Genomic DNA, 11,855 nt, shown 5'->3' on the forward strand with positions numbered 1-11,855 from the left:
ACGTACCATTATTATCCTACCGGACCGCTCCCAAAAGCAATCCGTTCCATCCTCATCGTTTCAATGAACTTCTCCCCGCGGATCAACCACGGGAAATGCCGGGAAACTACTCCCCCAGAAAGCGACCGCAAAGGTAATTGAATTTATTTCAACAACAATGCCTGGTCAATATTTTTTTGCAATTAAATCAAATGATCTTTACCGCTTTGGGAAAATCCTGCAAATGACGCAAAAATTTTCTCAAATGGGCTTCAAATGTAAGAGTCGAAAGCAAGATAAGCAAATGAAAAAGCCAGAAAATGAAATTGAAATCCAAAAAAACCTATTTCCCAACTTTGTAAAGCGGCACGGTGCTGCAAGGCTCTCCATACATGATAGATCTGGCAACAGGCTGCAATAATGATAATATCCTGCCATATGCATATAGAGGGACAGCAACCTTGCTACACCCCTTCACAACAACCGGTCTATTCCGATAGATTTCAATATCAATCTTTGTAAATGCCTTTTCAAACAAATACTGCTCCAAAGCATTCATATCGCCAACTACATATTCAATCCCCAATTTACCAAGGTAAGTTCCGACCAACATAAAGGCCCAATTGGGCACAATTGCATCTACACTGCAAAATACAGCCACACATCCATTTTCGAATTTACTCCATTCGAATTCCCTCAAGGCGTCCCTAAATTCAGCTTCCCTGAGAACAAGCCCTTGATAAAGATAATCCTTGATGTCAAACTGATACCTACTAAGTGGACTATAAAACTTCTCCAAATCAATGGTAACGATCGGACTATTTGCCACACGATTGACTATTTCATTCATATTTCCAAAGGATTTTTCTTCGAAGCGATAACTCTGAACTCCTTCAAGTAGTTCGGCTCGAAGTATGCCAGGTCTTCAAATTTTCCGTCCAAATATTTCTTGTACGCCAAAACCCCAACACCAATCGCGGAATTCCGCCCTTCCATAAAAACTGAGTTGGCGTGGCCCAAAACCGTTTTAAGTTTTTCTACACCATCACCGACAAAGTATATCTTGCCACTTTCCAACAAATCCAAAAATGGGTTGGTGTCCACAATAAGGGCATGGGAAGGCTTCAGTACACACCCATCCGAACCAAACACCGCCGTGTAGACTTCCCTACGCCTCGCATCCAGCATCGGGATTATGTAAGACACCGGATCGACAGATTTAGTTACTTGGCAAGCCATAGCCTCTAAGGTATCAACGCCAATCAATGGTATATCCTGCGCAAAACATATTCCTTTTGCCGTGGAAACACCAATTCTTAGCCCGGTGTAAGAACCTGGTCCCGCAGACACAGCCACAGCCTGTATTTGGGCAATATTCATTGACAATTCCGAAAAAAGTCCTTCGATCAAACGCAGTAGTTTTGCACCGTGGGCATTCTCGATGTTTAACTCAGAATGCCCCAAAAGAACGCCATCTCTGTGTAACGCTACCGAGCAGATCTGAGAGGCTGTCTCAATGGACAATATGGTAACGGCTTGATGCATTTCGCCTACTTGGCTGATGCAGTAAGGATTCCAGACATCTTGGCCGGGTTAGACAATATGCCCATAGCTGCCTTAATTTCGCTGTCATCTACGAGCGAAGCTTCGATCACGCCTTCCTGGAAGTAGTATCTAGAAACCAACTCCTCTCTCAATGCTTCCCGGATTTCACCTTGGAATGTTATCAAATCCTGCTCTTTATTATGGCTTACTTTCTTGCGCAGGTCCTCGATCGTGCCTTTGATTTCGTCGAAATATTTCTCCCGCTTCGCATACTTTTCAAGGTCATCCAAAGACTTTTCCACATAGGTAGTGTAATCGTATTCTTTTCCTTCCAACCATTTGACGAAATCATTGTAAACTACATCACTTACCACAAAACTCCTTGGGTTGCCAATTTCCTTATTTTCGAGGAAAAAATTATTCCCGTATTCAAAAATGAGATCCCGACCCACCAGGCTATAGGTAATCGGCGCATAGGATTTTGATCCGACCGCTTCGTCCGGTTCAATCCCCGCACCATCCAATACGATACGGCCATTTTTGGTCTTGAATTCTCTCCGCAGAGAATCTGGGATAGAATTGGAATTCCCGTTTTCATCTCTTTTCTCTCGGCTGTAATCAATCGCCTGGATACAGCGCCCACTCGGGATATAATACTTCGCGGTCGTAACCTTCACCTGCGCATTGTACGAAAGCGGGACCGTTGTCTGTACGAGCCCTTTTCCAAACGTTTTCCTGCCAACCAAAACCGCTCTATCATAATCTTGAAGTGCGCCGGCCACAATCTCGGCTGCAGAAGCACTTCGTTCGTTGATCAGCACTACCAAGGGAATATCCTTATCCAGTGGCGCTTTAGTGGTTTTGTAGGTGACATTGGCGCTTTGAAGCTTGCCAATGGTCCTTACCACTTCTTTTCCTTTTGGAATGAAGAGATTGACGATATCAACAGCCTCGTTGAGTATTCCTCCTGGATTGTCACGTACGTCAAGAACGAGCCTTGTGATTCCTTGGGACTTAAGATCGACCAATGCCTTTCGCACATCCGAACCGGCATTGGTAGTAAAATCGGAAAGCTTGATATAACCTGTATTTTCGTCCAATTTGCCATAGTACGGGACATTGGAAATGACGATCTTTTTCCTCATTAGATCCACTGAAATTGTATCATCTCCCCGTTTTACCTGAACGAAAACCGAGGTATTGGCAGGCCCTTTAAGCAATTTGGAAATTTCCGAGGTAGGCAAGTTGGTTGCCATTACTGTATCCACCTTCAATATCTTATCCCCGATCCTGAGTCCGCCTACTTGAGCAGGAAAGCCCTTGTAAGGCATCAGAATCATATTCGATCCCACCCTGTTGCCAATCAAAGCTCCGATACCTGCATATTCGCCCGTGGTCAAAAGGCGAAAGTCATCGGAATTTTCCTCGGGAATAAATTCGGTGTATGGGTCCAGTTCATTCAACATCGCGTTGATCCCGACGGGGACCAACTCATCCGCGTCAATCTCATCGACATAATAGGAATCCAACTCTCTCACAAGCGAAGCAAAAATGTCCAGGTTTTTAGCGATCTTAAAAAGCTTGTCATTTTTTGCCGCAAACGAAAAAAGGAGGCCAAGGGTCAGAATTACCAGTACAATGGAGATGTTTTTTCTAGTCATAAATCGTTTCATGCGAAAATCAATTACTTTTTGGGGAAAGGCTGGTAAGTACCTTCAGCATTTTTGCTTCAATGGTTTGAAAGGTAAGTATATCTGAGGAAACGTAAATAAAGGCGATTAATTTTTTGTCGGGCTCGGTTGCTGGTATGAGGTGCTTGTGAAGGCGATAGGCCTCACGCATCCTCCGCTTTACCAAATTCCTGTCCACGGCCTTTTTGAATTTCTTCTTCGAAACGGAAAATAGAGCCTGGTTGGTTCCAATTATTTCAGAGGGGACATTCAAAACCAACACCTTGAAGGGGAATAAAAAAAAAGAGGAACCTTTGTCAAAAAGTTCCTTGATCAATTTTTGGGAATGCAAACGTTCGCCTTTGGAAAACCCGTAAGTCATGGCATATGAATTGACGTATGATATACGAAAATCAAGGCCAGATTACTTTTTCAGCGTTTTCTCGGAAGAAACTGAGAGTTTATGTCTACCCTTTGCCCTTCTTGCCCTCAACACTCTTCTGCCGTTGGCTGTGGACATTCTTTCCCTGAAACCGTGCTTGTTTCTTCTTTTTCTACGAGAAGGCTGGAATGTTCTTTTCATGACTGTATGCTTTTATTGATTTCCGTATCTTTTGATTCATTTCGGAGGATGCCCCACCAAAAGGAACGCAAAGATAGAACCCATTTTTTTATTTACAAACGGTGGTCTTACTTTTGTTTGGAATATAAAGGCTCATGGAGTACTTCATCACACGTAGTTCAATCCCATCCCAATACATAGAAATCACGCTGAGCATTCACTGCGAAAGAAATGAATGCATATGCCTGCAGCTTCCAGCATGGCGTCCTGGGCGGTACGAGTTGGCAAACTACGCACAAAAGGTTCGGAACTTCTCTGTCAGGATTAGCGAAAAAAGCGTTGAATGGAAAAAAACAAGCAAGGATCGTTGGGAATTTGAAGCCAATGAACCCGGAGCGTATTCCGTTACCTATCAATACTATTGCAACCAAATGGACGCAGGGGGTTGCTGGTCGGACGATGAGCAGCTCTACCTGAATTTCAGTAATTTTTGTTTCGAGGTCAAAGGGCGCGAGGAGGAAGTGGTTTTGGTAAGTATAGACCTACCTGACAACTATATCGCAGCGACTGCGCTTCCCCCTCGTGGAAAATTCATCTGGTCTGCCGACACCTTCCTGCATTTGATGGATAGCCCATTATTGGCCGCAGCATCATTGACGCATTGTTCCTATCAGATCGACGGGACAGTGTTCCACCTTTGGTTTCACGGCCAAATCCATCTTGACGCGAGCGTCTTGGTAGATGTGTTCAAAAAATTCACACAGAAACAGATCGATGATTTTGGACAATTCCCGGCAAGCGATTACTACTTCATTTTCCAATTGCTTCCCTATAGGCATTATCACGGTGTGGAGCATGCATATTCTACGGTCATCACATTTGGACCCGCTGGCAGTTTGGTTGAAAAAAGCCAAATCGATGAATTGATTGGAGTGAGTTCTCATGAGCTCTACCACTTTTGGAATGTTTGCCGCATTCGTCCAAAAGAACTTCTTCCATACGACTTATCCAAAGAAACCTATTTGGAATCCGGGCTGGTGATGGAAGGGGTGACGACCTATTTTGGGGACATCTATCTTTTGCGATCCGGATATTTTACGCTGGATGAATATCTGGAAAACCTGAAAACCCAAATCCAAAAAGAATTTGACAGTTTTGGCTGGAAAAACCAATCGATCGTCGAATCCAGCTTTGACCTTTGGCTCGACGGCTACAAACCGGGCATTCCAAACAAAAAAGTAAGTATCTACAACAGAGGGGCACTAATTTCACTTTGTTTGGACTTGATGCTCTTGGAACAGGGGAGCAGTTTGGCGATTGTGATGCGGCAGATGTGGGAAAAATTTGGGAAGAATAGGATTGGATATACCCTTGCAGATTTTGAACAGTTTTTGTTGGAAGGTACAGATAGCGAAAAAGAGTTGTATGGTTTCTTGGAAAAAATCGTCCGAGGCAGGGAAGATCTTCTTCCCTATTTGGAACAACAGCTTTCTACCGTCGGCATTTCACTTCAAAAAGAACCCAATCCAGATCTCTTGACTGCAGACTTTGGAATCAGGATAAGCGAATCCAAGGAAGTCTTCGATGTGCATCCCGAGAGCCAAGCATATCAATTGGTCATGATTAGAGACCTTGTTGAATCTATAGGGGGATTGGAAGAGTCCAGATTGCAAGGAAACACCAAATCTGAAATTACGATCAATCTCATACGTGGGGGAAGAAAGTTAAGCGTAAAATTACATGCAGAAAACGTTGGATTCTTTCCTGTTTTCAAGCTTCAAAAATTCTCAAATCCTGACAAGCAAAAGCTTTGGATAAATTAATAATATCCTGATTTTCAATTTTTTGAATCATTTTTTCGTAACTTTTTCCATCAATCAAACCAGACGAAAAAATGAACACCGTATCCAAAATCGAAACTTGGGCGGATTCCCATCATCCAAAATGGATTGATTTCATCCGTGTGGCTTTAGGTTTATTTATCCTTTACAAGGGTGTCTTATTTGTCTCCAACGTTGACGTCTTGATGCAGATGACCCAAAATGCAGATATCGCATTCTTCAATATGGCCTTGGCACATTATGTGGCCTTTGCACATTTGGTAGGTGGACTATTGATTGCCATTGGACTGCTAACGCGAATTGCTGTTATTGTTCAGATCCCAATCTTGATAGGCGCGGTATTTTTCGTGAATATCAAAGAAGGATTTCTTTCTACGATCAACAACATGGAATTTGCATTTTCACTAGTCGTACTTGTCTTGTTGTGCGTGATTCTGTTCTTTGGATCAGGAAAATTTTCTGTGGATCGGTGGATGAAACAGCATCCAAATGAATAAAAGTCCGAATACTCACAAAAAAAAAATCATTTGCCGAAAACCAAAAAGCCTCCCGATGAGGGGAGGCTTTTTGGTTTGGAATATATTTGAAAACGGCGTCAATTCAGACCCCAATCGTAAAACCTGAGCTAAAGCTTCTAAACTTTTTCAATTGAAATCAGCTTCGGAGAGTTGTTGATTGAATGTTAATGACACCAACTTCGTCTGCAACTCCACGGGAAGCATCGGACTCTTGATGATGATCAGACTTGGGAACTTCATTCCATCATAATCTTTATATTCAGAATATGTGATCTCTCCCGCCGCATCTGATTTCGTCATCAATTTCAGCCCAGTGGCAACGGAGTAATACTCAGTCGTCACATTACCTGCAGAAGTTGTGATAGAAAGCTTGTGGGCTTCCTCTCCTTGGATAGTCTCTGTGCCATCCAAAGCAAGTGTGTATCCAAACTCTTTGTATCTCGATTCCGGAAATGCGTAAGTCTGTGCTTTCAAGGCCTCTGCCATTTCGGAAGGAAGCTCTTGTTGCTGGCCTCCCGCAAGGACGATTCCCTTACCGTCTTTGTAGATTGTCTTTGACGCCAAATTACCCGCTACGGTGGTCTCTTGCACCATGCGACTATTTTCGGAATCCGCTATCGCCTTGATGACGATGGACATCCCTTGGAACTCAGCTTCCATAACCATCGTGGAGTTCTTGATTTTGTCAGTTTTTGACTTACCTCCAACCGCTTCGATATACTTTGCAATAATCTGCTCAGGATCGTTCAAATTGTGTACAATGACGGTTTCAAATGAGGCAGTTTTGGTCGCTGCATTAGAAACGGGACTAACTACAAGCAAAGCAAGAGCTAGAAAAAGCGATGGGGATTTTTTCATGCGATACGGATGGTTTTTGGTTTTTATTTGAATTCTTCTTCTGAAATGGGCTTGTTCAATTCGAGTTTCTCCACCTTTGCAGCCATCGGAACAGGCAGCATGGGGGATTTGATTGTCATCGTCATGGGAAACTTAACCCCTTCCACTTCTTGATAATCTGAAAGATAAGTCTCACCCGCTTCTCCATTTTCGGATTTCACTTTCAACCCCGTGGATACGCTGTAATAGTTAACCTGTGAATTTCCAGTCGGGTTTTTAACGATCACCTTGTAGGCTTGATCGCCTTCCACATCTTTGATCCCGTCGAGTTCGAGCGTGTAGCCCATATCTTCATAGTGCAACTCTGGAATGATGAACATAGACATCTTCATCGCGTCCAATTCCTGGTCGTTGAGATCCCTGGAAGGCTGGCCCATTTGAGTCATTGTGCCCTTTCCGTTTTTGATGACTGTGTTCATTGCAACATTTCCCATGACCATCACTTTGTTGGCATACGCATGATTGGATTCGTCATAGGCCATGACGAAATTCAGTTTTGTGGTCCCAATTTCAGCGACTGACTCCATGCGGGAAGTTTTGATTGCACTTGCTTTTTGTTCGCCGCCGATAGCATTCAAATACACTTCGATAACTTGGTCCACGGTGACATTGGCGTCCATGGCCACCTGTACTTCTGGGTTGCCCATGTTGTTGAATTTGGAAACTTCACCAAATGCCGCAAGGCTCTTTTCGATCACCGCACCGTTGCCGACTACAGTGATGTACATATTGTCAGGTTTCAGGTATTTTTTTGCAGCTGCATTGATATCATCCACTGTCAGTGCGTTGAGACGCTGCAAATAGGTGGCGTAGAAATCTTTTGGGAGCTTGTAGCGCTCGGTGTTGATTGCAAAATTGGCAATGGTGGAAGGGCTTTCGAGAGACCGGCCAAAAGAACCGCTGAGGGTTGCTTTGGCGTTTTCCAATTCGGTGGCATCCACACCTTTATCCCTCAGGTTGCGGATTTCATAGATAAACTCGTTGATTGCTGAGTCAGTCGCCACTTGCTTCACAGAAGCTTCGGCGGAGAAAGTTGCCACCAGTTTATCCGCACCGATCGAAGAATACGCGCCATAGGTAAACCCTCTTTTTTCCCTCAAATTCATAAACAATCGGGAAGATGAACCGCCACCCAAGATGTAGTTGAGAAGGCGGGTTGCGATATAATCAGGATGGCTGAGGCTCATTTCCATAGGGTAGGTCACCTCCACGACAGATTGCACGGAAGCCGATCTGTCTACCAACGCGACCATGTTTTTTTCCGGAAGCTTTGGCATTGCATATTGATGGTTAGGGACAGTTCCTTTTTCCCATTTACTGAAATACTTTTTCACCAAAGCCTCTGCCTCGCGGCTATTGATGTCACCGACGATTGCGAGGTAGGCGATATTGGGCTTGAAATAAGTATTGTAGTAAGCCTTAATATCTTCAACGGTGATGTTTCCAATGGTAGCTTCGGTCTCAACTTCGCCATAAGGATGGTTCCTGCCAAAATTGAGAGCGGATGCCAACCGGGATGAAATCGCGTTGGGGTCATCCTTGCTTGCCGCCAAGCCGGAGATTGCCTGCTTTTTCAATTTATCCAATTCAGCTTGTGGGAATGTCGGGTTGTAGAGAACATCCGTCATCAACTCCAAAACCTTCTCCTGGTGTTTTTTCAAGGCAGAACCAAATATTGATGTAGAGCTGGCGCTAAGACTGGCTCCGATAAAATCCACTTCTTCATCCAATTGGTCCTTGGAGCGGTTTTTTGTGCCGCCGGTCAACATTTCGCCGACCATGCCCGACATTCCCGCCTTATCGCCTTCCATGATTGGATCCCTGTCAAGGACCAGAGAAAAGGCAACACGTGGCAATTTGCGGTTTTCCACAACAAATACTTTCAGCCCATTGGGAAGCGTAAATGAATGCGCGTCACCGAGTTTGATCTCACGGGCGGGACCAGCTGGCGGATAAGTTGATCTGTCCACTTGTGCCCAAGATGTCTGGACCAATAAGACAACAAAAAGATATATGATTAACTTTTTCATGATTTCTGGAATTAGTTGATTCAATGTCAGACAAGCTTCGATAATCAATTGGAGTTGGATTTGATTGCAGCACCCGCTGGAGTTTCAGGGGCTTGCGCGGACTTTGGCATGTAATACAACACCACCCTCCCGTCGAGGCTGAGGTATTGGTTCGCGACACGCTTCAGGTCTTCCGCGGTCACTTTACCATAATGTTTCATCTCCTCATTGATGTAGTTGGCATCACCGAAGAATACGCGGGACTGGGCCAAGTTCTGGGCAATGCCTGCCATCGAACTGTTTTTTATCACCAAGTTGTTTTCGATGATATTTTGGAGTTTTTGGAAGTCTTTGTCAGAAACGCCCTCCTGCTGCACTTTTCTCAGCAACGCATCGATCTCACCTTCCAAGGCTTTGGGTTCCACTCCCATGTTGGCGATGCCATACATGATAAATACACCGCCATCCTCAAGGTCGAGTGGTATCGCTGCTACGGCCAAGGCTTTTTGTTGTTTGTCAACAAGTTCCTTGGTCATGAGCGAAGAGTTGCCGCCGGTGAGGTATGTAGAAAGCATGGACAAAGCATACGAATCCGGATGGTTTTTCGGAGGCAAATTGTAGGCTTGGATGATTGCTGGTATTTGGATGTTGTCGTAAATCACGTCACGTACTTCCGCGGTTTTCTTTGGTTCGGTGACGTTTGGCCTAAAGAATGCCTGTGGTCCGGATGGAATTTCCTCAAAATAAGCCCTTACCCATTTTTCTGCCTGCGCATAATCTATGTCTCCCGCTACAGTCAACACGGCGTTGTTGGGCACATAATAGGACTTATGGAAATCCATGAATTCCTGCAAACGCGCAGAATCCAAATGCTCCATGGACCCGATTACTGGCCATTTGTATGGATGGACGTTGTATGCCCTCTTCATGGTTTCGGGCAAAATCGTCCCATAGGGACGGTTATCATAGCTTTGCCTTTTTTCCTCCTTGATTACCTCACGCTGCGTATCCACACCGATCTGATCGATTTTTGGATGCAGCATGCGCTCGGATTCCATATACAATGCAGTCTCCAACTGGTTGGAAGGAACGATCTCGTAGTAATAGGTAATGTCGTTGGAGGTAAATGCATTCAGCGTACCACCGATTGCCTGGATTTTATTCATATACTCGCCCCGACCGATGTTTTCTGTCCCCTCAAACAGCAAGTGTTCGAAGAAGTGCGCGAAGCCAGTCCTATTCGGATTCTCGTTCTTGGAACCCACATGGTAAAGCACAGACACCGCCACTATCGGTGTCGTGTTGTCTTGGTGTAGGATCACATGAAGGCCATTGTCCAGTGTAATTTCCTTGAACTCGATTTTGTTCTGGGCCAAGGCGGACAAGGACAGCACGGCCACTAGTAAGATTGAAAAGGTAAACTTTCTCATGATAGTTTATTTGGTTATTTCCGTTACATAAATACTATATTCTTTGGAGTTTGTTTCGCGATTTGCGGATAAATGCCGATTTCGGGTTATGGATAAAAGGTATCAAATCCTCCTAGAGGCAATTCGTTTCAGGTTGAGAAACTGCTTTGGAAACCGACAATTATCCAAGATTCATGATTTATCCTGTAACCACAGGCTACAAATCGAGGATCGGAGGATCTTACATCATGATTGGTTTTGTCCCATGGACCCCTTCACCGAAAATCCCCGACCAATATTTCCAAGATTTTGTCTGAGAGTCTTACTAGTGAAATAATCCACCAGAATCCTTTGCTAGTCTCTTGGAGGATTCCAATAGGGAGGTGGGTCGAGCGTCGCGCCGGGAACGGTGAGGCAGTCATCGGGGATAATCCTCGGAGTGATGGATTCAGAAAGCCTTGAACTTTCGATATAAAGCGGCATACGACTCACGGATGCCACGATGAAATAGCCCAAGACAACTTCGTCCGGATCGGTCAGACCAATGATATTACCGCGAATATTGGCAGGCGGCTGGTCAAAAACGCTTCCGGTAATGTTGATTTGCTGCTGCACTAAGCGCAAAAACCGATAGGCCTCTTGGGACACAGCCATCTGGAGAATCTCAGTCCTGTAGGTACGCTTGAATCTCAATCCATCATCCTGTATGTAGGCAACAGGAATTTTTTGTGACAAACCATTGAAACTCTCATCGGCTGCTATCGCAAAACTCTGTATCCTGGAATTTTCTTTGGCGAAGCATATTTCGCAGCAATCCTTCGGCGCTGGACCTCTTGGATTGGTCGGATGGGTCGGAGGAAGTGTATAAAGTTCCGGGTTGGCAACCAACACATAATCGCCTGGACCGGATCTCCAATAGTAAAAATTGGTCTGATCGCTCGGATCCTTGAAATACGCATAAATCTGGGTGCCTACTTTGTCGTTCAGCCGATCGCTGGTAAACGTTCGGACAGATTCATAGGAGAGCGAATCAATCTGGGGAACACTATTGGCGATCTCCGGCAACGAGGAATAGGTCTTCCCATTCTGAAGCTCTATTTGGAGGATGTAACTTCTCCCTACCTGCACCTGAAATCCTGCCGGAGTGAAATAGGAACCTCTTTCCACTTCCTCAGAAAGAAACGTAACGTTGCCTTCACTGTCCCTCAAAGCGACTTTCGCTTCGGTTACTGGCCTAATCAAGCCCTCAAATACACTTCCATAAGTATCGGACCTTGTCAAGCGAATCAAATGTGGTCCGGGTTCATTGGTAATAAAGCCCTCGACCGTCAAGAGTTGTTCGCCTTCGGGAATCTCTACCTTATAGGGGTCGATACAGGAAAGCGTAAACAAAAGCAATATATAAAGTGATCTCTTCAACATCGT

Annotated in this window: 11 protein-coding genes; 2 read left to right on the forward strand and 9 right to left on the reverse strand. The window is 44.7% G+C overall.

The features are described from left to right. Positions 1 to 322: 322 nt before the first annotated feature. Genes L0U89_RS17215 through rpmH form a run of 5 tightly spaced genes read right to left on the reverse strand, consistent with a single transcriptional unit; the run spans position 323 to position 3,777 of the window. Complete coding sequence (locus L0U89_RS17215) at positions 323 to 829, reverse strand: DUF2480 family protein (protein ID WP_234862651.1); 507 nt, start codon at positions 827 to 829, stop codon at positions 323 to 325. Beyond that, entirely contained in the window at positions 826 to 1,524 is a 699-nt protein-coding gene (tsaB, locus tag L0U89_RS17220; RefSeq protein ID WP_234862652.1) for a tRNA (adenosine(37)-N6)-threonylcarbamoyltransferase complex dimerization subunit type 1 TsaB, read from the reverse strand. The genes L0U89_RS17215 and tsaB overlap by 4 nt, the downstream gene beginning before the upstream one ends. Positions 1,525 to 1,529: 5 nt before the next feature. Continuing rightward, positions 1,530 to 3,197 carry a S41 family peptidase gene (locus tag L0U89_RS17225; protein ID WP_234862653.1) on the reverse strand — a complete coding sequence of 556 codons (1,668 nt, stop codon included), beginning with the start codon at positions 3,195 to 3,197 and terminating at the stop codon, positions 1,530 to 1,532. A gap of 7 nt (positions 3,198 to 3,204) precedes the next feature. After that, the gene (rnpA, locus tag L0U89_RS17230) at positions 3,205 to 3,576 is read right to left on the reverse strand and encodes a ribonuclease P protein component (protein ID WP_008629982.1); all 372 of its coding nucleotides are present in this window, start codon (positions 3,574 to 3,576) and stop codon (positions 3,205 to 3,207) included. A gap of 42 nt (positions 3,577 to 3,618) precedes the next feature. Beyond that, the gene (rpmH, locus tag L0U89_RS17235) at positions 3,619 to 3,777 is read right to left on the reverse strand and encodes a 50S ribosomal protein L34 (RefSeq protein ID WP_008629984.1); all 159 of its coding nucleotides are present in this window, start codon (positions 3,775 to 3,777) and stop codon (positions 3,619 to 3,621) included. A gap of 134 nt (positions 3,778 to 3,911) precedes the next feature. Between rpmH and L0U89_RS17240 the strand changes: the two genes are divergently transcribed. Continuing rightward, positions 3,912 to 5,579: a M61 family metallopeptidase gene (locus L0U89_RS17240; RefSeq protein ID WP_234862654.1), complete on the forward strand. Its 1,668-nt coding sequence runs from the start codon at positions 3,912 to 3,914 to the stop codon at positions 5,577 to 5,579. Positions 5,580 to 5,650: 71 nt separating this feature from the next. After that, positions 5,651 to 6,094 (forward strand): DoxX family protein, encoded by a 444-nt coding sequence (locus L0U89_RS17245; RefSeq protein ID WP_234862655.1) that lies wholly within the window; start codon positions 5,651 to 5,653, stop codon positions 6,092 to 6,094. Between the two features lie 147 nt (positions 6,095 to 6,241). Here the strand turns inward: L0U89_RS17245 and L0U89_RS17250 are convergent, their stop codons facing one another. The 4 genes from L0U89_RS17250 to L0U89_RS17265 all read right to left on the reverse strand — a co-directional run bounded on the left by L0U89_RS17250 (position 6,242) and on the right by L0U89_RS17265 (position 11,852). Continuing rightward, positions 6,242 to 6,973, reverse strand: coding sequence for a peptidase, M16 family protein (locus L0U89_RS17250; RefSeq protein WP_234862656.1), 732 nt, complete (start codon positions 6,971 to 6,973; stop codon positions 6,242 to 6,244). A gap of 23 nt (positions 6,974 to 6,996) precedes the next feature. After that, positions 6,997 to 9,042, reverse strand: coding sequence for a M16 family metallopeptidase (locus L0U89_RS17255; RefSeq protein ID WP_234862657.1), 2,046 nt, complete (start codon positions 9,040 to 9,042; stop codon positions 6,997 to 6,999). A 44-nt stretch (positions 9,043 to 9,086) separates the two neighbouring features. Further along, positions 9,087 to 10,451 carry a M16 family metallopeptidase gene (locus tag L0U89_RS17260; RefSeq protein ID WP_234862658.1) on the reverse strand — a complete coding sequence of 455 codons (1,365 nt, stop codon included), beginning with the start codon at positions 10,449 to 10,451 and terminating at the stop codon, positions 9,087 to 9,089. 333 nt (positions 10,452 to 10,784) lie between these two features. Then, on the reverse strand, positions 10,785 to 11,852 hold the full coding sequence (locus tag L0U89_RS17265; RefSeq protein WP_234862659.1) for a DUF4249 domain-containing protein: 1,068 nt from the start codon (positions 11,850 to 11,852) through the stop codon (positions 10,785 to 10,787). Positions 11,853 to 11,855: the final 3 nt, after the last annotated feature.

The organism is Mariniradius sediminis (assembly GCF_021491425.1).
GTDB lineage: Bacteria > Bacteroidota > Bacteroidia > Cytophagales > Cyclobacteriaceae > Mariniradius > Mariniradius saccharolyticus.

Excerpts from the sequence above, each read along its gene's own strand:
- L0U89_RS17265 (WP_234862659.1), bottom strand. The coding sequence starts at position 11,852 with ATGTTGAAGAGATCACTTTATATATTGCTTTTGTTTACGCTTTCCTGT.
- L0U89_RS17255 (WP_234862657.1), bottom strand. The coding sequence starts at position 9,042 with ATGAAAAAGTTAATCATATATCTTTTTGTTGTCTTATTGGTCCAGACA.
- rnpA (WP_008629982.1), bottom strand. The coding sequence starts at position 3,576 with ATGACTTACGGGTTTTCCAAAGGCGAACGTTTGCATTCCCAAAAATTG.
- L0U89_RS17240 (WP_234862654.1), top strand. The coding sequence starts at position 3,912 with ATGGAGTACTTCATCACACGTAGTTCAATCCCATCCCAATACATAGAA.
- rpmH (WP_008629984.1), bottom strand. The coding sequence starts at position 3,777 with ATGAAAAGAACATTCCAGCCTTCTCGTAGAAAAAGAAGAAACAAGCAC.
- L0U89_RS17260 (WP_234862658.1), bottom strand. The coding sequence starts at position 10,451 with ATGAGAAAGTTTACCTTTTCAATCTTACTAGTGGCCGTGCTGTCCTTG.
- L0U89_RS17250 (WP_234862656.1), bottom strand. The coding sequence starts at position 6,973 with ATGAAAAAATCCCCATCGCTTTTTCTAGCTCTTGCTTTGCTTGTAGTT.
- L0U89_RS17215 (WP_234862651.1), bottom strand. The coding sequence starts at position 829 with ATGAATGAAATAGTCAATCGTGTGGCAAATAGTCCGATCGTTACCATT.
- L0U89_RS17225 (WP_234862653.1), bottom strand. The coding sequence starts at position 3,197 with ATGAAACGATTTATGACTAGAAAAAACATCTCCATTGTACTGGTAATT.
- tsaB (WP_234862652.1), bottom strand. The coding sequence starts at position 1,524 with ATGCATCAAGCCGTTACCATATTGTCCATTGAGACAGCCTCTCAGATC.
- L0U89_RS17245 (WP_234862655.1), top strand. The coding sequence starts at position 5,651 with ATGAACACCGTATCCAAAATCGAAACTTGGGCGGATTCCCATCATCCA.